Source organism: Microbacterium schleiferi (genome assembly GCF_038150145.1).
Classification (GTDB): domain Bacteria; phylum Actinomycetota; class Actinomycetes; order Actinomycetales; family Microbacteriaceae; genus Microbacterium; species Microbacterium schleiferi_B.
Genome location: NZ_JBBWSA010000003.1, coordinates 314,206 through 333,910, shown reverse-complemented (window position 1 = coordinate 333,910; position 19,705 = coordinate 314,206). Strand labels below are relative to the sequence as shown.

The following is a 19,705-nucleotide window of genomic DNA, read 5'->3' as shown; positions in this document are numbered from 1 at the left end:
CCTAGACGGTCGTCCTGGCATCCTGGGCGAAAGTGCCGCACACTGAGAGGGTGACCCTCATGACCGAACCGCAGAGCTGGGCGCTCGTGGGAGTGTTCACCACGATCATGCTCGGCGGCATGACAATCATGACGACACTGCTGATGCGCACCGTGACGGCATCCGTCAATGGGCTCCGCGGAGAGATGACCGGACTGCGCGGCGAGATGAACGGTCGCTTCGATGGGATTCGCGGCGAGATGAACGCCCGATTCGACGCGATGGGCACCCGCATCGACCACCTCGACCGCGACATCTCCGCCCTCAGCCGCCGCGTCTGGGGCGAACCCTCCGGGGAGTGACTCGAAGGTTCTGGCTGTCACGCGTCGCGAAACGCGTCGTCGTCCAGAGCCTGAGCCATCGCTTCGGGCCAGCGCACGTGCCGAACACCGGGTCCACTCGCCGGTGTTCTCATGTGCTACAGCGCGCTACACTACTCGCCATGGACATCGTGAGCCACCGGGAGCTGCGCAACCGCAGCGGCGAGATCCTGCGCCGGGTTGAAGCCGGCGAGACCATACAGATCAGCAACCGGGGCAAGGTGATTGCACTCGTGACACCCCTTACGTCCCGGGGCCTCGAAGCCCTCGTGTCTGAGGGGGGTGCGAGGCGAGCTACCGCACCGGTATCGACGCTCTCCGGCATCCGTCGAGCCGCGTCTGCGCGGGATACAACCGAGATCATCCGCGACACCCGGGGCAGCTGGTGACGGTCACCTACCTCGCCACCTCAGCCGCGATGAAGCTGCTCGTCGACGAGGCAGAATCCGACGCCCTCCTCCGCGAACTGACCACCACAGCGCGCGATCTGGTCGCCTCATGGCTCCTGCACGCCGAGTTGCACTGCGCTGCCGGACGAAACCCCAGCCTGATCGAATTTGACGCCATCACCACTGTGCTCGACGCAGTGACGCTGATCGACGTCACGCGCGGCGACCTTCTCTCAGCGGGGACGCATGCACCGTTGCGCTCGAACGGCGCGATTCACCTAGCGACTGCTCTTCGCGTGGGCGTCGACGAGGTGCTCACCTACGACGGGGAGCTTTCGGCCGCAGCCAAGCGGTCGGGGCTGCGCGTGCTCTCACCGGCCTAGAGCCGCACTTCTGCTCCCCAGGCGGTTCTCGCGCGGCGACGTCTGCCAGGTGCGGCACCATTCGTCCGCGCGAGGGCGAAGCGATGGCATCCTGAATCGCGATACCGCACACTAGGAGGGTGACCATCGTGACCGAACCGCAGAGCTGGGTGCTCATCGGCATCTTCGCGACCATCATGCTCGGCGGGCTCACGCTGTCTACGAACCTCATCATGCGCACAGTGACCGCCAGCATCTCGGGCGTCGAGGGCCGGCTCGAGGGGAAGATCGATGGCCTTCGTGCTGAGATGAACGCCCGCTTCGACGCGATGGGAACCCGCATCGACCACCTCGACCGCGACATCTCCGCCCTCAGCCGCCGCGTCTGGGGCGAGCCCTCCGGCGAGTAGGCATCCGTCGCGATCCACCACGGGGCGCGTCGGTCAGAGATTCGAAGCGGCCGTCCACGCCGTCGAGGAGGTGCTCGCGGGCCGTTGCACCAACGACGCTCTGGGCGACGGGGCGCACGCTGTCGTGAGGGCAACATGTGCGGAGCGGAGCGGATCGAGCACGCAATCGCAGGCCTCGATGTCACCGACGAACTCGATCGGCTCGCGACGAATGCCCGTGAGCGTGCCTTCACGCCACGGGAGTTCACGGACTGACGAAGCCGGGATCCAATATTCGTATTTTTGTTCTATTGAGCTTCTAGTCGAACCATCATGCACTCGCATGTAGACCAATTTCTGCGGGTTTTCCACAGGCGCGCCCCTCTGGGACTCAATGTCGGAGGGTGATGTCATTATTAGTACATGAATTCGAACGGAGTCATCGAGTTCAGCGAGGCGCAGACCGCCGAGCTGACCTCGATCGTCGCCGCCGTTCAGCAGGCGGATGCCGCGCTCGCCGCCGCCGAAGCCGCCCGCATCCGCGCTCTCGCTCGCGCGGGCGAACTGGCGCGCGAACTCGCGGCGGGCAAGCCGTCCCGGGTGCGCGAGCACGACATGGCGCTACGCAGCATCGCCGCCACGATCGGAGTGCCGACGCGCGTGTCCGATCGGTCGATGCAACGCCAGATCGGCGACGCCGAACGGCTCGCCGAGCGCTACCCCGGCACCCTCGAAGCCCGCGCTCAAGGTGAGATCACCCGCCAGCACGTGTATGCGATTCAGGATGCTGCCGCCGACCTCCCCGATGAAGTCATCCCCGCCTTCGAAGCCGAGGCACTCGATCGGTGCCGGCGCGACACCGTCGGTCGGGTGAAAGCTGAGCTCGAAATCCTCGCCCAGCGGATGCATCCCCGCAGCTTCGTCGAACGACACGCCTCCGCGCGCGAACGCCGCGACATCACCACCCGCGCGCTGCCCGACGGGATGTCATCGCTACTCCTGGTCGCGCCCACCCCGGTCATCGCGGGCATCGACGACCGCATGAACCAGATGGCCACCGTTGTCATCGACGTGCGCAACGCCGCGAAGGCTGCAGTCGGTTCTTCGGCAGACGATGACGACCGAATCCCGGCTGACATCCTCGCCACCGACATCCGCACCCGGGCTCAGATCCGCGCCGATATCGCCGCCGACATCCTTCTCACCGGATCCCCCTTCGCCGACCCCACCGTCACCGGCGACGGACCCGGCACACTCGGCGCGATCCGCGCGAAGATCCAGGTCGTCGTTCCAGCCCTCAGCCTCCTCAAGCCCGACGGCGACGAGAACGGCCACGCAGAGCCCGCTGACCTCGTCGGCTACTCCCCCATCGACGCCGAAACCGCCCGCGCCATCGCCGAAGCCTGCGACACCTGGTGGGAACGCCTCGTCACCCACCCCGTCACCGGTCAGGTGCTCCACACCAACGGCTACCAGCGCACCGCCGCCATCGACCGGCACCTGCGAGCGCGCGACCGGCACTGCCGATTCCCCGGATGCCGCCTCCCCGCCATCCGCTGCGAAGTCGACCACACGATCGATCACGCGCTCGGCGGCAAAACGGATGTCTGCAACCTCGCCCACCTCTGTCAAAGACATCACTCGATGAAACAGTTCGCCGGCTGGAAAGTCAGGCAACTCGAGGGCGGCATCCTCGAATGGACCTCACCGGTCGGAACCACCTACACCGACTATCCACCCACGCCAGGGGTGCACTTCACCCCCGATCGATACGTCGCGGACGATCCACTACCCCCGGATGCCGCACCCGCCGACGCCTCCGACGCACCGTTCTGACACACCTCACGCGCCGACACTCCGCGCTGCCCACCCGGCATACCGCGCCTCCCGGAGCCACGTGCCCGACGCGCCGCGCTGCCCACCCGGCGTACCGCCCCTCCCGGAGCCACGTGCCGACGCGCCGTGCCCGCACCCCCGCGCTGCCCACCCGGCTCACGTGCCCTGAAGCACCCGCCCGTGGACCGCACTGAGACCCGGTCCGACTCACCCCGCGCACCGCTCCTCCCCAGCGCCGCCCAGTTCGCCGAACAGTCCCAGGCCGCCCGCGCCAGCGATCGGCGGCGCGAGAACCTTGGCATCCTGAAGTGACCTGCCGCACACTGGAAAGGTGACCACCGTGACCGAACCACAGAGCTGGGTGCTCATCGGCCTCTTCGCCACGCTCATGCTCGGCGGCATGACCGTCATGACAACCCTCCTCACCCGCACCATGACCGCATCCATCAACGGACTACGCGGCGAGATGAACGGCCGCTTCGACGGACTCCGCGGCGAAATGGATGCATCGATCAGCGGACTGCGCGCAGAAATGAACGGACTCCGCGGCGAGATGAACGCCCGGTTCGATGCGATGGGCACCCGCATCGACCATCTCGACAAAGACATCGCCGCACTCAGCCGCCGCGTCTGGGGCGAACCCTCGGGCGAGTGACCCCGAAGCCTCCACGTCACAGTCTGTCCTTCGACGACCGCAGGGTCACCCCAGCGCACCCACAACGGCCGGCATCTCGCCACTCGAAGACGTTCTCGTGGCGCGCAATAGCGTCGACGCCGTAACCTACCCGAGGGGGTATCTGGATGGCTCGAAGCGGCACCAAGATCGACCGCGGTCAGTGGGTAGCGAAGCTTGGGATGCTCACCGGCGCCGCTCTGCTGGCCGCGGGACTGCTCACAGCACCACCGGCACAGGCCGCAACCGACGACGGCATCCCGCCGACGGTGATCATCCTCGACGCTTCCGGTTCGATGATCCGCGAAACCTCGCCGGGGGTCACACGGATGGATGTCGCCAAGCAAGCCACCATCGCGGCCCTGGAGGCCCTCCCCCAGAACGCAGAAGTCGGCCTCCTCGTCTTCGGGACAGGCACAGGCAACTCGGATGCCGAGCGCGCATCGGGGTGCCAAGACGTCAAGACCCTCTCTTCCCTTCAGCCGATGGACCTCGGCTCGCTCCGGGCGTCCGTCAACGGCGTCACCCAATCCGGTTTCACCCCTATCGGGCCGGCATTGGGTGTTGCGATGTCGATGCTCCCACCCGGCCAACCCGGAAATATCGTGCTGATCTCCGACGGCGTCGACACGTGCGCACCACCGACCTCGTGCGACGTCGCAGCCGACCTGCACCGCGAGAATCCGCTTGTGAACATCAACGTCGTGGCATTCGGCGTCGACCAAGACGAAGAGGCGCAGCAGCAGATGACGTGCATCGGCGGCGTCGGAGGCGGAACAGCGGTCGCTGCATCCAACCCTGACGAACTCTTCGCCCGACTGAAAGCGGCAACCCTCAACGACGCGACAGTGCTCAGCGCGCGCGGATTCCACGGCGTGCAGCTGGGCATGACCTTCTCGGAAGTCCGCAGCAACGTCGACGACATCCGAATCATCGAGTCCACGCTGCGTAACGGCGTGCGAATCATCGTGATCGACTGCGGGTGGGGAACTGTCGAGCTGCACGATGATCGGGTCTACGCGATCACCCCCGCCGATGAGACAACAGTCACCGCGGAACGCTTCGGCCCGGGAAGCTCACGTGCATCCCTCGAAGCAACCTATGGCGCTCCCGTCGCAAGCGACGATGAAGCGCCGGGCACAGCCATCTATCGAGCCCAGCCGGGCAGCCCGGTCGGCTACCGGGTCACATACGATCCCACGACCGACACGGTGCGAACCATCGTCGTCTGCCGATGCATCATCGGGTCATCCTCGGTGATCGACGCCGGCCTGTGGCAGATCGACTTCGACGGCATCGGCCCGCTCACCCTCGGCATGACCGAATCCGAAGCGTCCGCCGCGGCGCCCGACCTCACGAAGATCCGAGACGGCGAGTGGCAAATCCTCGAGATCGGACTGTCAGCCGTCTTCCACGACGGCACGCTGTGGTCGATCTCCGTGTCACGGGCCCCGTCCAGCTTCGGAGAGAGCATTTCGGGCGCGTTCCTCCCCAACGCCCGCGGCATCCGCCTCGGCAACCTCAGCGGAAACCTCGGAGCCGTGTTCCCCGGCGGGATGTACCGGTCGTACGTCGTCGCAGGCTGGACGCAGTACCTGGTCGCCGATCGCTCCGGGCATCTCATCACGTTCACCGCCGACGGCGCCTCCGTCTACGGTGACGAATCGATTGAGAACACGATGCCGGGCCTTGAACTCACCGGCGTCACGGTCGAGGATGCCGCTCGCACCCTCTCCGCGGCTACCCACGCCGAGATTCTCGGCTGATCAGCGTAGCGCCGGCAGATCAGCGCAACGCCATCTGATCAGCGAGTGCCACGAACGCCTCGTCGCGCTGCTCAACGACCGCGGCGACGATCTTCGAGAGCTCCGACGCCTCGGAGAACCGGTCATCCCACACGACGCTGACCGTGGTCACGGTGTTTCCCTCGAGGCTGAGCAGCTCGAGCGTGTCGTCGCCCGATTCCGGTGGCATCTCGCCGCCCTCGGTTCGGCGAACAGCGACCAGGGATTCTGTCCCTGCGGGCACGTCGAGCGACTCAATGAAAACTCGACCATACTCCGCCTCATCAGGCCCGAGGATGGCGAAGTCCGTGCATACGTCGACCGTGTCGCTGTACGCCTCGAAGTAGTGCTCGGCTTCGTCATCCGTCGGGAACCCGCGGACCGCGACTGCGCCGTTGTCCCACGAAGCGGTGCGCAACCCCACGACGGCCCAGTCATCGCCCCAGAACCACATGGAACACTCCTCGGGCCCCGTGTGCACGCCCTCGCCCTCACCGATACCGCCGAGCTCGGCGCCGCGGGAGACTGAACCCACATCCGGGAACAACACTCGCAACTGGCTATCGTCCGGCAGGAACCACTCCAGCTCGTCGCCGACGTAGACCTCAGGCCCGTCGAGCTCGGGTCGTTCCGCATCCGCCGCCGTTCCGGCATCCAAGGGCGACCCCACCCCATTGCCCAACACACCCGACGCCATGAGCCCCCACACCCCACCACCGACTGCGATGACAGCTACCGCTCCCGCCGCGATCCCGATCCAGACGCCAGGACGAAGGCCCGAGCCACCCGCATCTTCAGCGGGTGACGATGCGGACGCGCTGTCTGTCTCCGCCGCAGCACCCGTCGCAGCGACCGATCGAGCCCACAATGCGAGTTCGTCATAGCACTGAGGATGAGACGCGATCTGGAGCGCGAACTCCGGATACTCACCGGCAATTCGAGCGAGAGTCTCGGCATCCGTATCGGCTGAATGGAGCGCCTGCCACGCGACTGTGCGATCCATCAGCCGTCCTCCCCCACGATGCCCTCACCCTATCGTCGCGTTGCGACTACCGCGTCCCACACGGCTTCCGCAACCTCACGCTTCGACCCCGAAGCCTCCGCTGCGACCTCGCCCGACCGATCGATCACGACGACCTCATTGTCGGCCGACTCGAACCCGCGAGCCCAGCCAACCTCGTTCACCACGAGCAGATCGACATCCTTGCGCTCCCGCTTACGCCTGGCCCGCTCCAACAACTCATCCCCCGACGAGGTCTCTGCCGCGAACGCCACCACCGTCTGTCCCGACAGCCTGCCGGCTGCCAACCCCGCCACGATGTCGGGATTCTCGACGAGCTCCAGCGTCAGACGATCGCCCTGGGCTTCCTTCGTGAGCTTCGCCTTCGCCACCTCGGCGGGCCGATAGTCGGCAACCGCCGCCGCCATCACGACGACATCAGCAACGGATGCCGCCTCCGTCACGGCATCCTGCATCTCCAGCGCCGTCCCCACCGACACGACCTTCACGCCATCGCCCACCCCACCGAGCACCTCACCGTCGATGTGCGCGGCGACCAGCGTCACCTCCGCACCCCGGTCAGCTGCAGCGACCGCGAGCGCAACCCCCTGCCGCCCACTCGAGCGGTTCCCGAGGAACCGCACCGGATCCAGCGGCTCCCGCGTCCCACCCGCCGACACGACAACCCTCAGCCCGGCAAGATCCCGCGCCCGCCCGCCCTCGGCACCCGAAACCACGGCGAGCGCAGCATCCGCAATCTCATCCGGCTCACTCATCCGCCCCGGCCCCGAATCGCCACCGGTCAACGGCCCATCAGCCGGCCCGACCACGTGCACGCCACGAGACCGCAGCACCCGCATGTTCTCTTGCGTCGCCGAATGCCGCCACATCTCCGTGTGCATCGCAGGCGCCACAACGACCGGCGCGGTCGTCGCGAGCAGCGTCGTCCCCAGCAGATCGTCGGCGAGCCCGGCAGCCATCTTCGCCAGCGTGTTCGCGGTGGCCGGCGCGACGATCACGAGATCGGCCCGCTGCCCGAGCGACACGTGCCGCACCGTCGCGACATCCTCATGCACCGATGTCGTGACGGGATTGCGACTGATTGCCTCCCACGTCGGCTGCCCGACGAACCGCAGCGCGTCCTCGGTCGGCACGACGTGCACCTCATGGCCCTCGCCGATCAGGCGCCTGACCAGATGTACCGTCTTGTATGCGGCGATTCCGCCCGTGACCCCGACGACAACGAACACGCGGCCAGTCTTCCACGACTTGAGCAGGAACCCCCATGTGCACTGTGATCATCGATGTCCCGACCGACCCGGGCACACCCGTGCGCCTCCTCGCGATCCGCGACGAAGACCCCACCCGCCCGTGGAACCCGCTCGGACACTGGTGGCCGCAGCACCCGTCGATCCTCGGCGTGCAAGACGTCCGCGCCGGCGGCGCGTGGCTGGCAGCGGATGCCGACACCCACCGCCTGGCCGTCCTCCTCAACCGCGCCGGCGGCGACGACCTGCCCGACTCCGCCGTCGTCTCGCGAGGAACCCTCCCCCTCGACTCGGTCCTCGGCACCTCACCCGGCGAGCACCCCGCAATGCGCGGCTTCAACCTGCTCGAGGTCGACGCCACCTCCGCACACGTCATCTCGTGGGACGGCGCCAACCGCCGCGAGACACAGATCGAAGCCGGCATCCACATGATCGCCCACGACGACGTCGACGACCCGGCCACCGCCCGCATCTCGCACTGGCTCGAACACTTCCGCCTCGCCGAGCCCGAATCGGGCGAGCGCTGGTATCGGCCCTGGCTAGAGGTGCTCGAACGCAGCACCGACCTCGGCCCCGTCGATGAACGAGCGATCATTCGCGACAACCGCCCCCTCGGCTATCCCACCCTGTCGCTCCTCGTCTGCGCAGCATCCGTGGGACTGGACGGGATCGACGTGAGCTACGCCGAACTTCCCGCACCCGGCGAGTGGGGCCACCTCGACCTGCACGCTCCGCGGAGCTAGAGCCCCCAACCCGGGGGATAGCCCCCTGACGCGGCGTCCGGCACCGACCTAGAGTGGGGCACGGAACTCGCGAACGGGAGGACACCCATGTCGACACCAGAGCAGCCGTCAGCCGGCTGGTACCCCGACCCGTCTACCCCCGGCATCCTGCGCTTTTGGGACGGCACCGCCTGGACAGCGCACACCTCAGCACCCAACCCCGTGGCGCAACCAGCGGCAGCTCCCGCCGCCGCACCCGAACCACGCAAGAGCCCCGGCGTCGACACGAACACCGTCTGGATCTGGCTCATCGTGCTGCTGCCGCTGGTCTCGACGCTGGCCGCTCTCCTCGTGCCGTGGCGCTCGATGTTCACGATGCACGGCTGGATGGCGATCAACTCCTACTCGCAACCCGGGACCCCGCCCCAGATCCACAACTTCATGCAGCCGTTCGACATCTTCTTCTCGCCGTGGTGGTGGGGGATCATGCTCCTCGGCTGGGCGGTCTACGGCTTCAGCGTCTGGTTCGCGTACCTCGACCACCGCGAACTCCGTAACCGCGGCATCGACCGCCCGTTCCCCTGGCCATGGATGTTCCTCTCGCTCGTCTACCCCATCGGACGCATCGTCGTCACGATCCGCCGCACCGGCACCGGCTGGGGACCCCTGTGGGGCCTCATCGCCACCCAGGTCGTCGGCATCATCGTCGCGGTCGTCATCTCGGCCCAGATCACCCTCGCAACCTTCCAGTTCCTCAGCACGATCGCCCGCTACGGCGGCTACTCGGGCTGAGGCACCTCTCTCTCGCAAACCCACGGTGTCGCGCCGGTGAACGACCGGCGTGTGCAAGGCTGGGTGAGTGCGCTCCACGGGTGAGCCACGACCGTGGCATGAGAGTTACCGCACACGACTGCTGATCAGTGACGCCGTCGTTCTGGTGTGGGTCGTTTACGGTACCCAGATCGTGTGGTTCGGCACCGGAAACGCCCAGCTCTCACTCCTGCGAGACCTGCGCTTCACCGCCGTGTCGTACTGGTTGACCTCCGCGATCCTCGTCGCCCTGTGGCTGCTCGCCCTGAGCCTGGCCGACACCCGAACGCCCGGCGTCGTCGGCACCGGCATGACCGAATACGTCCGCGTCATCGACTCATCCCTGGTCCTGTTCGGAGTCATCGCGATCGTCGCATTCCTCTTCCGCGTCGACATCGCCCGCGGCTACCTGCTCATCAGCCTGCCCGCCGGCATCCTGCTGCTCCTGCTCGTCAGATGGCTGTGGCGCCAGTGGCTCGTCGCCAAACGACGCGTCGGAAAGTGCGCCTCCGGCGTCATCCTCATCGGATCGCCGGCGTCAGTCGCCCAGGTCGGCCACGAACTGCAGCAGCGCCGCGACACCGGCTACCTCGTCGTCGGAGCCTGCCTCCCGCCCGACGACCACGAAGCGGGCATCCCGACGACGGATGCCGACATCCCCGTCCTCGGCACCTTCGACGACCTCACCCGCGTCCTCGCCGACACCGGCGCCGACACCGTGCTGGTCACCAGCAGCGACGCTCTCCCGCCCGAGAAGGTCAAGCAGATCTCGTGGAGCCTCGAAGCCGGCCGCCAGCACCTGCTGCTCGCACCCGGCATCGCCGACGTCGCAGGACCCCGCATCCACACCCGCCCCGTCTCGGGCCTGCCCCTCGTCCACGTCGAGACACCGCGGTTCTCGCCCGGCCAACGCTTCGGCAAGCGCATGGCCGACCTCATCATGTCGCTTGTCGCAGTCGTCGTGATCAGCCCACTTCTCGGCATCCTCGCCCTCGCCGTGAAGCTCTCGTCGCCGGGCCCCGTCTGCGTCCGCGAAACCCGCATCGGCTATCACGGCCGCCCGTTCACGATGCTCGCGTTCCGCACGGCTCGCGAGGACGACGACGGCACCGTGCCGACGGCCCTCGGCAGGTGGATGCACCGCCACACCCTCGACGACCTTCCGCAACTGTTCAACGTCATCGGCGGAACCATGTCGCTCGTCGGCCCCCGCCCACCCCTGCCGGGCGAAGTCGAGACCTACACCGACGCCTCACTGCGTCGGTTCCTGGTCAAACCAGGCATCACGGGCCTGTCGCAGATCAGTGGCCGCGAGAACCTCGCGTGGGAGGACGCCGTGCGCCTCGACCTCTCCTACGTCGAGAACTGGAGCCTCGCCGGCGACGTCGCGATCGTCATCAAGTCGGCCAAGGCAGCGCTCCTCAGCCGCGCAGCCCGCTAGAGCGCCGACTAGAGCTCAGTTCAGCAGCAGCGCGTACGTGATCCAGTACGCCGCGAGACCCAGTGCGACAAGACCGATGCCGGCCAGCACGATCCGCCCCACCGTCCACTTCTTCTCAGCTGGCTGATTCTGTGCAGGCTGCTCGCTCACGGTTCCTCCTCGACGGTCCACATGCCACGCGGGCGCGTGCGCCTGGCCGACGTTACCCACCGGACGTGGCACATTAATGCCATTGGCCATAACGCGCCTCAAGGAGGACCGATGACCGACAAGCGCGCTCTCGTCGTGCTCGCCGCTGCCCTCCACGACCCGGGCGCCGACCCGGCCACACTCGCGACCAGGCTGAGCCTCGACGAGGCGGACTTGCGAGAACAGCTCGCACTCCTCGAGCGCCGCGGACTCCTCAGAGTCACCGGCGACACCATCGCTCACCGACGACCCGACTTCACGGTAGCCACCGCCATCCAGCAGATCATCGACGACGGCGTGCGCGAACTCACGGATGCCGCAGCCGCCGCGCATGCCCTGGCTGCCAGCATCCCGGAGCTCCTCCAGGCCTGGAATGCCGGCGAGACGGCTGACGGGACCGGAACCTCGACATCGCCCACCACTGTTCAGGGCACCTGGGCGCTGGCCGACATGTGGCGCGCCCAGTCCTCACGCCGGGCGCCCCGATCAGCACAGCTGTGCATCCCCTCGACGCAGATCCTGCGCGACGCCGGCCTCGACTACGCCGAAACGCTCTGGGCCGCGCGCCCGATCGACGGCGAGAGCCGCATCCGCGTCATCCTCTCCGACGAAGACGCCCTCGACCCCATCAACCGATGGCACCTCGACAACGAACTGGCAGCAGGCACCTGGATCCGAACCCACCCGTCACCGCCCAGCTTCTTCTGGATCATCGACGACGACACCGTCACCCTCCCCTCCGTCTGGGGTGATCCCCATCCAACCCGCGTGCTCGCCACGAGCTCGCAAGAGGTCGTCTCTCTCGCATCCTGGGTCTTCGAGAAACTGTGGGGCGAGGCAACCGCTGTCGACCAAAGCGACGAGCCGTGGGCGCCGATGCTCGCCCTGATGAGCCGGGGCATGACCGTCGAGGCCGCCGCTCACACGCTGGGCCTGAGCCCTCGAACCGGCAGGCGCCGCGTGGACCAGGCGATGCGCCACTTCGGCGTGACCGGCCAGTTCGCGCTCGGCGCCGTCTGGGGCGCACAACAGGCAGGGCGCGGATGACCGCCCGGGTCGCCCTAGCCGAGGAGGCAGCCGCACCACAAGCCCTGCGCCACCCCGCCTCCATTCGCTAGGGTCGGTCGGGACCGCCGACCTGGGAGGCCCCGTGACCGAAACACGACGTGACAGTTTCGCCGGCGCAATGCGCGAAGCGCAGCGACCGACCGGGCCGCTTGTCGGCTCGATCGTCGCGGTGGTGCTGTTCGCGTCGGTCATGGCCACCAGCATCCTGCTCGCCCTCATCCCCGGCATCACAGCCCTCGGCCTCACCAACATCAGCAGCCTGGCCTTTCTGTCGGTCTGGATCCTGCTGTGGGTCTGGCTGCGATTCAAGGAACGGCGGGCATTCGCGAGTATCGGCTTCCGTTCCCCCTCCCGCGCCCCGCTGCAGATCGCGCGAGGAGCCGCGATCGCACTCGGCGCGATGTCCCTCGCCGTTGCCGTGGCAGTCCTCACCGGCAACATGGAGTTCCTCCAGACTCCCGACGGCAGCTACGCCGCCTGGACCGCACTCGGATGGGTGATCTTCGCGTTAGTCGGGTTCTCGATCCAGAGCGGCGCCGAAGAGCTCATCTCCCGCGGGTACCTCATCCAGTCCTGGATGCCGCGCTTCGGCATCCTCGCCGCGATGATCGCCCAGACCGTCTTCTTCACGCTCGCGCACTCCCTCAACACGGGGATGAACATCCTCTCGGTCCTCTCGCTCATTCTCGTCTCCCTGCTGCTCGGGTTCTGGGCGCTCAGCGAAGGCGGCCTCTGGGGGGTCATCGCGTTCCACGCCGTGTGGAACTGGGCACAGAACAGCCTCTTCGGCATCCCGGTGTCGGGCATCCCCGCAGAGAACTCGCTCTTGGCGGTCGTCGAGACGACGGATGCCAACCCCCTCGTCTCGGGCGGCCTGTTCGGCCTGGAGGCCAGCCTCACCACGGTCGTGATGCTCGCGATCATGGCCGCTGCCACCATCGCGTACTGGGCTCGCGGTCGTAACAGTCGCACCGCCTAACCCGGCGAAACGACGTCGTCCGACGTAGCTTTCACGTCCGGAATCGTCCGGAAACGACGCAAAAGCCGGGGATCTCTCGTGCGCTAGATGAGAGTTCGCACAGTTTGTCGTGCCGCACTACGCGGATCGCAGACAATAGTGGTCAACCCGAGAGCGTGCAACATGGCTCACCCTGACTCAGCACCAGGTTCGAACATGGACAGTAATTCACTCATCACCCTCATGATCGGCTTCGGCGTCGTTGCCGTGCTGGGACTCGTCGTGGGCTGGGCGATGTGGGAGAGCAACAAAGCAGAAGCGACCTCCGATCGTCATGAGCCCGCACAGCGCATGCCGCGGTACCCCGACATGAGCACCCCCGCTGTCACGACGGGCACGGTCCGCACCGTAACCGCGCCGCGAAACACTGTCGGCACGCCGATGTCGCATCCCTACACGGCACCCACCGCGGCGTACCAGCAGCAGCCGCAGGCACCTCAGTTCACTGCTCCCCCGGTTACCGCGCCCCCTGTCACCGCGCCGCCTGCCACCGCGCCACAGGCACCGCGGGTCGACGAGGGCACCATCGAGTACGTCTTCGCCCCCAACCCGTCAGCGCAACCGGTCACCGTGGCAAGCGCCGCCTTCGGCCCCGCTCCGACCGCGCTCGCGCCCACGCCGGCTCCGGAGCAGCAACCTCCCTCCCCTCCCGTGGATGAGCCCATCCCGGCAGCATCCCTGAGCCCGGAGGCCGCACCGACCCCCGACCCGCCGCAACAGGCGGCGGGCGTCCCCCAGCAGCCCTACGTCGCGCCGCCGCGCGCGCCGCAGAAGTCGGTCTTCCGTCTCGGCCGCGTGCTCTGGGTCGACGACGATCCCGACAGCCACGTCCCCGACGTCGTCGCCCTGCACCGCATGGGCCTCACCGTCACCGTCGCGCGGCACTGCGAAGCTGCGCTGGCATACCTCGCAGCAGAGAAGTACCTCCTAGTCGTCACCGACTGCGGCCGCGAGGGCGACGTGATGACCGCCGCGGACTTCATCCGCACGGTACGCCGCAACTATCCGGGGGTCCCGACGATTGCGTACGCCCCCGGCACCATCGTGACCGGACCCGGTGCACCCGAGCTGCCTCACGACCAGGTGGTCACCACCCCGGGAGAGCTTCCGAGCGTGGTCGGTAGGCTGCTCGGCCGCTGACCCACCTGCCCGCGCGGCGGATTATGGCATCCGGGACGCGCAGTTGACAATCCCCCGGCACGAAGTCGCGAACCGTGCCATTCTCATCGTGGCAAGACCGCGCGCTGAGTGTTTCGGGTCACTCATCCGCCGCGAAGGTACGCGTCTCGCGTACAGCCCCCGGCTCGACAGCCCCCCAGATCGAGCCGGGGGCTTTGCCGTTAGCGGACCGCTGCAGTGACCGTCGTCAGGTGGTCAAGCACCTGGGTGCTGACCGACCCGAGCAGGAACCGGGCCAGCCCGGTACGCCCGTGCGTCCCGACGACGGCAAGACGGGCGGATGCCGCCACTTCCGTGATCACGGCAGCGGGGTCCCCCTCGTCGACGTGCACGACGATCTCGAGGTTCGGGTGGTCCTTTCGCACCTCATCGGCCATCGACTGCGCGAACGCCTCGGTTGTGCCCTGCAGATCAGTGAGGTACATGTCGGGGTACGGGGCGATATCGCCGGTGTAGACGACAGGCATCCACGTCGACACGACGGTCAGCGGCTCGGCGAATCGTGCGGCCTCGGCGGCGGCGAACGCGAGAGCAGCGTGCGAAACCTCCGAACCATCGACGCCGACAACCACTCCCGTGCGTCCGGTCGTGTCGATGTCGGGCACGACGACGACGGGGCAGTGCGCTCCCGCCACGATTCGCGTCCCGTGCGGCCCGCGGTGCTTTTCGGTGCCGCCGGTGTGATCACTGCCGATCACGAGGAGCCCGGCATCCGCTGACGCCTCGACGAGCTCCTTCGTCGGGTTTCCGTGTGTCACGCGAACCGCAACATCGATGCCCCGGGCAGACAGGCTCGCCGCCTCGTTACGAAGAAAGGCCTCTTCGTAGTCCACGGCGCGCTGCACGACCTCCTGTTCACCGACAGCACCCACGGCGCCGCCGATCACCGAGAACAGTTCCAGGCGAGCACCGGTGCTCACCGCGCGCGCGACCGCCCACTCGATGGCGCGCCGCGAGCCAGGCTTGCTCGTCGCACCCACAACGATCGTCGCGGAAGTTCCGGGGGAGGATGGCTCGCCGTTCGCAGCATTCTCGGTCATGCCCTCACCCTATTCATGCGAGCTGTCCCTCGTCCACGCGAGTTGTCCCTCATCCAGGCGAGTTGTCCTTCATCCAGGCGAGTTGTCCTTCCCACGCCCGAGTTGTCCCCGCGCACCGCACGACCGACCGGGCATACTGACCTCATGCAGATCGACACCGGCTTCGTGACGCTCGTCCTCGGCTTCGTCGGGGTGATCATCGTGATGGCTCTCGTGGGCGTCATCCTCTGGATCCGCCGCACCTCCACCGTCCGCGTCCCGGCCCAGCGACTCTCGACAATCGAGATCACCCTCGCACCCGAAGACCGTGAGGCGGTCGCCACGCAGCTGCGCGAAGCACACACAGCACGCGGCGGTCAGGGCCTCGGCGTCACACCGAAACTCCCCGAGCGAGTGCACCCGGGACGCGTGCTGTGGGTCGACGACGACCCCGACACGAGCATGTCCGAGACCATCGCCCTGCAAAAGCTCGGCACCACAGTGACCAAGACGAACCACGCGGATGCCGCGCTGGCCTACCTGTCCGCGGACACCTACACGGCGCTGGTGTTCGGCATCGTTCCCGACAGCGACCTGGACGCGATCGAGGCATTCGTCTCGCGTGCCCGCACGAGCCAACCGGGCATCGTCACGCTGGGGTACGCCGCCCCGGGCGTCGTGACGGATGCCGGGGACTTCACCCTCGTTCGGGATCCGAGCGAACTCGTCGCCGCCGTCATCGCCCCGCTCACCGTTTCCTGATCCGGCGGGTCTCACGCCGACTCAGGCCAGCAGCGTCGCAAGCGCGTCGCGGCGGTGGCCGATCGCCGCATCCATCGCCGCGAACTCGTCCTCGGCAAGTCCCACCCGCTTCGCGACATCCGGCCACGAACCCACCGCGGCGAGAACCTGAGCAAGGGACCGCTTCCACGACGACGTCTTGATTCCGAGCTCCCCGGCGAGCGCGATGAGAGCCGCCGGCGCGGCATCCGGGTCGACCACACCGACGATCGCCGTCGAACGCGGGCGCTCTTGCACCGGATCGGGTTCGACATCGAACACCGGACACAGCCGCCACGCTGCCTCGCGCCGCAGAAATCCCAGGTTACGAAGATGATCGTCGGTGCAGTGCACGGCCACCGCGAACGCCACGCGTCGCCACAGATCCCGCAGCTGGGCACGCATCACATCGCGGGGCGCGTCCATGCCACGGATGACTCGAGCGACATCCAGATAGTCCCGGCCGTCTTCGGTCGCGGTCCGCGCCGACCAGTAGGGGATCCGCAACTCCCCCGCATTCCCGGGCTCCGCTGCCGCAGCGTCCGCCTTCCCGACGCGATCGAATCGATCGACCAGCAGCACTGCGTGCTTTCCGATCTCGATCGTGCGCACCCGCGAGGTCGCAAGCCCGGCGGCATGAGCGAGGTGCAGCGAGACCGCTTCCCATCGGATCGCGTCGTGTTCGTCATCCGGTGCCGGAAACTTCGCGAGCAGCGCCCGCCCCTTCCGCCGCACGAGGGCCTTGGGCCTGGCACCTCCCAGCACCGCCGTGCCGGCATCCAGAAGCTCGGCGATCGCCTGCTCGCTCGAGGAGACACCTGCTCGCGTCCGATCGGCCGCCGCCCGCAGGTCGCGCAGGTCGAGCACGACCGGAACCTGCGCAGCACGGTCGGCGACGTATGCTTCCTCGCCCGCCGTCGGAAGCTCGCGGAACCGGAACCCGCCAGTGCGCGCTTCATCCGACACACCCAACAGGGCATGGACCTCCGAGAGAAGGGACACACCCTCGGCGCGCAGCTGCCGGCGGATCAGCTTCTGCCCCCACGAATCGGCGCTGGAATCCACGAACGCTCCGGGCATCGACCCGAGCGCCTGAGGGCCCGGCTCCAACGGGAGTTCCGGAGATACCGCGTAGGCATCCGGTCGCGCGAGGTAGGCGGCGTCATACGCGAACGTGACGCGCACCGCCTTTTCGGCGAGCGTCACGACATCCATCCAGCCGACGGGACCAGGCGCGAAATCCGGGGTCGCCGCCGCGTCCACCCAGACACGCTGGGTCGTCGCGTTCACCGTCACCATGGGAACCTCGTCCCTCCATCGCCCAGCTCACCACCCTAGGGGGCGCATGTTACGGCCCGTCATGCGGTTGCCTCTCATCGTGCACTCGGTTACGGACCAATAGGCTTCCCTGAGGACAGGAGGGCGCGCGACCCATGCATGACGACGCAGCGACACCCGAGGGCACGACGCCCGAGGGACCCAGCGATGACGAGATCGCTGCCACGCGCCGGGCCGTGGATGCCGAAAGGTCTCGCCGCGCGACCTCGCGCAGGCGTCACCGCCGCGAACGCACTGCCGGCATCGTCGCGGCATCCGTCTTCGGCGGCATCCTGATTCTCGGCGTGGCGGGGGCTGCCTGGATCGGCATCCGAGGCGCGCTCGCCTACGGCCACGTCGCTGACGCCCAGCGCGCAGCCTCGAGTCTTGGAGACTCCCTCACCGACCCTGCCGCGGCAGCCGAGATCGTACCGGCCCTGACCGCCGACACTTCGGCGGCCCGCTCGCTCACCTCCGACCCGGTGTGGGGCGCCGCCGAGCACCTGCCGTGGATCGGACCGCAACTGGCCGCCACGGCGACAGTCATCGCATCCGTCGACGATGTCGCCACCACCGCCCTCGAACCGCTCGCGCAAGCGGCGTCGAGCTTCTCGCTCGACACGCTGCGGCCCGCGGGCGGGGCGTTCGACGTCGCCGCCATCGCGAGCCTCTCGGACGTCGCGACCACGGCGACCGACAGCCTGCGGCAGGCGTCGGCATCGGTCAACGCGATCGATACGACGGAACTCCTGGCTCCCCTCGCAGCCCCTGTCACCGAGGTGCGCGACCTCTTGACGAGCGGTCTCACCGCGGCTGACGCGCTGCGCCGCACCTCCCAGCTCCTCCCCCTCGCTCTCGGCGCGGAGGGCCCCCGCAACTACCTCGTCATGTTCCAGAACAACGCGGAGTGGCGGTCGCTCGGCGGCATCGTCGGAGCAATGGCGATGATCCACACGGATGGCGGCCGCATGGACCTGACCGGACAGGGCTCCTCGTCCGACTTCACGCGATACGCCGACCCCGTGCTTCCCCTGTCGGACGAGATCCTCGGCATCTTCGTTGACAAGCCCGGCGTCTACATCCAGAACGTGACCCAGATCCCCGATTACACGATCGACGGCCCTTTGGCCCGCGAAATGTGGCTCCGAGAGACGGGCGTGGCTGTCGACGGCGTCTTCGCCCTGGACCCCGTCACCCTCTCGTACCTGCTTGAGGCCACCGGCCCCATCACACTCCCGACCGGCGAACAGCTCACGAGCGAGAACGCCGTGCCGCTGCTACTCAACGAGGTGTACCAGCGGTACCCCGACCCCCGCGACCAGGACGCGTTCTTCGCCGCCACAGCCGCCGTCGTCTTCGAAACGATCGCCGACGGCGCAGCAGAGCCGGCGGGGCTCATCCAGGCGCTCGCCCGCGCCGGCAGCGAACGCCGACTGTTGATGTGGAGCGCCGACCCGGCCGAGCAGGCGATCCTCGACGGCGCAACCATCCAGGGCGGCCTGCCCGTCACCGACGACACCCGCACACAGTTCGGCGTGTACTTGAACGACGGCACGGGCTCCAAGATGGACTACTACACCGAGGCCACGGCGTCAGTCGGCTGGTGCGCAGCGAGCACCGCCTTCACGCAGAACCTCCGTCCCGGTGAATACCTCCGAGAAAACCCCCTCGCCACGGTGTCGGTCACCCTCCACAGCACGGCTCCCGCGGATGCCGCGACCAGCCTCCCCGAATACATCACCGGCGGCGGAAACTTCGGCGTACCTGCCGGGATCACGAGAACCATCGCCTACCTGTACCTTCCGACCGGATCCGAGGTCATCTCGAGCGTCGCCGGTGACGAGGGAGCAGCGACAGTGTTCGGAACCGGCACCCACGACGGTCGCGACGTGCTGATCTGGGAGACCAACCTCAACCCGGGCGAAACCGCTACCGCGACCATCCAGGTCCGCACCCCGCCGACCCCGACACTCGAAGCCCTCATGACACCGACGATCGGTGGAACGGGCCTCGTGGCTGGGGGAGCATGCCCGCTCACGGGCTCGGCAGACGAGGGATAACCCTCCTGTAACACGCACGTCACTCGCGATCGGCTCGATCTG

General features: G+C 67.7%; 21 protein-coding genes. 16 read left to right on the top strand and 5 right to left on the bottom strand.

Annotation, left to right across the window (positions count from 1 at the left end):
- The first annotated feature begins 59 nt into the window (after window positions 1–59).
- The 8 genes from AADH62_RS05105 to AADH62_RS05070 all read left to right on the top strand — a co-directional run bounded on the left by AADH62_RS05105 (window position 60) and on the right by AADH62_RS05070 (window position 5,774).
- On the top strand, window positions 60–341 hold the full coding sequence (locus tag AADH62_RS05105) for a hypothetical protein (RefSeq protein WP_341578557.1): 282 nt from the start codon (window positions 60–62) through the stop codon (window positions 339–341).
- Between the two features lie 140 nt (window positions 342–481).
- Window positions 482–748, top strand: a complete 267-nt coding sequence (locus tag AADH62_RS05100) for a type II toxin-antitoxin system Phd/YefM family antitoxin (RefSeq protein ID WP_292726731.1) — start codon at window positions 482–484, stop codon at window positions 746–748.
- A complete protein-coding gene (locus AADH62_RS05095; protein WP_341578556.1) occupies window positions 745–1,131 on the top strand; it encodes a type II toxin-antitoxin system VapC family toxin in 387 nt (128 codons plus the stop codon). Before AADH62_RS05100 ends, AADH62_RS05095 begins: the two co-directional genes overlap by 4 nt.
- A 128-nt stretch (window positions 1,132–1,259) precedes the next feature.
- A complete protein-coding gene (locus AADH62_RS05090; protein ID WP_292726727.1) occupies window positions 1,260–1,520 on the top strand; it encodes a hypothetical protein in 261 nt (86 codons plus the stop codon).
- 402 nt (window positions 1,521–1,922) lie between these two features.
- Window positions 1,923–3,335 (top strand): HNH endonuclease, encoded by a 1,413-nt coding sequence (locus tag AADH62_RS05085; RefSeq protein WP_341578555.1) that lies wholly within the window; start codon window positions 1,923–1,925, stop codon window positions 3,333–3,335.
- A gap of 180 nt (window positions 3,336–3,515) precedes the next feature.
- Entirely contained in the window at window positions 3,516–3,647 is a 132-nt protein-coding gene (locus tag AADH62_RS05080; RefSeq protein WP_267189478.1) for a hypothetical protein, read from the top strand.
- A 28-nt stretch (window positions 3,648–3,675) separates the two neighbouring features.
- Window positions 3,676–3,990 carry a hypothetical protein gene (locus AADH62_RS05075; RefSeq protein WP_228177276.1) on the top strand — a complete coding sequence of 105 codons (315 nt, stop codon included), beginning with the start codon at window positions 3,676–3,678 and terminating at the stop codon, window positions 3,988–3,990.
- A 146-nt stretch (window positions 3,991–4,136) separates the two neighbouring features.
- On the top strand, window positions 4,137–5,774 hold the full coding sequence (locus AADH62_RS05070; protein WP_292726881.1) for a VWA domain-containing protein: 1,638 nt from the start codon (window positions 4,137–4,139) through the stop codon (window positions 5,772–5,774).
- 19 nt (window positions 5,775–5,793) lie between these two features.
- On the opposite strand, the gene AADH62_RS05065 is transcribed toward AADH62_RS05070, so the two are convergent.
- Window positions 5,794–6,795 (bottom strand): hypothetical protein, encoded by a 1,002-nt coding sequence (locus AADH62_RS05065; RefSeq protein ID WP_341578554.1) that lies wholly within the window; start codon window positions 6,793–6,795, stop codon window positions 5,794–5,796.
- Window positions 6,796–6,824: 29 nt separating this feature from the next.
- Complete coding sequence (coaBC, locus tag AADH62_RS05060) at window positions 6,825–8,042, bottom strand: bifunctional phosphopantothenoylcysteine decarboxylase/phosphopantothenate--cysteine ligase CoaBC (RefSeq protein ID WP_341578553.1); 1,218 nt, start codon at window positions 8,040–8,042, stop codon at window positions 6,825–6,827.
- Between the two features lie 35 nt (window positions 8,043–8,077).
- On the opposite strand from coaBC, the gene AADH62_RS05055 reads away from it, so the two are divergent.
- The 3 genes from AADH62_RS05055 to AADH62_RS05045 all read left to right on the top strand — a co-directional run bounded on the left by AADH62_RS05055 (window position 8,078) and on the right by AADH62_RS05045 (window position 11,033).
- Entirely contained in the window at window positions 8,078–8,803 is a 726-nt protein-coding gene (locus AADH62_RS05055; RefSeq protein WP_228177280.1) for an NRDE family protein, read from the top strand.
- An 87-nt stretch (window positions 8,804–8,890) separates the two neighbouring features.
- Entirely contained in the window at window positions 8,891–9,574 is a 684-nt protein-coding gene (locus AADH62_RS05050) for a DUF2510 domain-containing protein (protein WP_341578552.1), read from the top strand.
- Between the two features lie 67 nt (window positions 9,575–9,641).
- A complete protein-coding gene (locus AADH62_RS05045; RefSeq protein ID WP_341578551.1) occupies window positions 9,642–11,033 on the top strand; it encodes a sugar transferase in 1,392 nt (463 codons plus the stop codon).
- A 15-nt stretch (window positions 11,034–11,048) separates the two neighbouring features.
- Here the strand turns inward: AADH62_RS05045 and AADH62_RS05040 are convergent, their stop codons facing one another.
- Window positions 11,049–11,183, bottom strand: coding sequence for a hypothetical protein (locus AADH62_RS05040; protein WP_267189479.1), 135 nt, complete (start codon window positions 11,181–11,183; stop codon window positions 11,049–11,051).
- Window positions 11,184–11,294: 111 nt separating this feature from the next.
- Between AADH62_RS05040 and AADH62_RS05035 the strand changes: the two genes are divergently transcribed.
- The 3 genes from AADH62_RS05035 (at window position 11,295) to AADH62_RS05025 (ending at window position 14,448) form a co-directional block, all read left to right on the top strand.
- Window positions 11,295–12,269 (top strand): hypothetical protein, encoded by a 975-nt coding sequence (locus AADH62_RS05035; RefSeq protein WP_341578550.1) that lies wholly within the window; start codon window positions 11,295–11,297, stop codon window positions 12,267–12,269.
- 103 nt (window positions 12,270–12,372) lie between these two features.
- Entirely contained in the window at window positions 12,373–13,269 is an 897-nt protein-coding gene (locus AADH62_RS05030; RefSeq protein WP_228177284.1) for a CPBP family intramembrane glutamic endopeptidase, read from the top strand.
- Window positions 13,270–13,464: 195 nt separating this feature from the next.
- Window positions 13,465–14,448 (top strand): hypothetical protein, encoded by a 984-nt coding sequence (locus AADH62_RS05025; RefSeq protein WP_228177520.1) that lies wholly within the window; start codon window positions 13,465–13,467, stop codon window positions 14,446–14,448.
- 200 nt (window positions 14,449–14,648) lie between these two features.
- On the opposite strand, the gene AADH62_RS05020 is transcribed toward AADH62_RS05025, so the two are convergent.
- Complete coding sequence (locus AADH62_RS05020) at window positions 14,649–15,527, bottom strand: universal stress protein (RefSeq protein WP_341578549.1); 879 nt, start codon at window positions 15,525–15,527, stop codon at window positions 14,649–14,651.
- A gap of 144 nt (window positions 15,528–15,671) precedes the next feature.
- On the opposite strand from AADH62_RS05020, the gene AADH62_RS05015 reads away from it, so the two are divergent.
- A complete protein-coding gene (locus AADH62_RS05015; RefSeq protein WP_341578548.1) occupies window positions 15,672–16,268 on the top strand; it encodes a hypothetical protein in 597 nt (198 codons plus the stop codon).
- A gap of 21 nt (window positions 16,269–16,289) precedes the next feature.
- Here the strand turns inward: AADH62_RS05015 and AADH62_RS05010 are convergent, their stop codons facing one another.
- Entirely contained in the window at window positions 16,290–17,585 is a 1,296-nt protein-coding gene (locus tag AADH62_RS05010) for a HipA domain-containing protein (RefSeq protein ID WP_341578547.1), read from the bottom strand.
- Between the two features lie 134 nt (window positions 17,586–17,719).
- Between AADH62_RS05010 and AADH62_RS05005 the strand changes: the two genes are divergently transcribed.
- Entirely contained in the window at window positions 17,720–19,663 is a 1,944-nt protein-coding gene (locus tag AADH62_RS05005) for a DUF4012 domain-containing protein (RefSeq protein WP_341578546.1), read from the top strand.
- The last annotated feature ends 42 nt before the right edge of the window (window positions 19,664–19,705 follow it).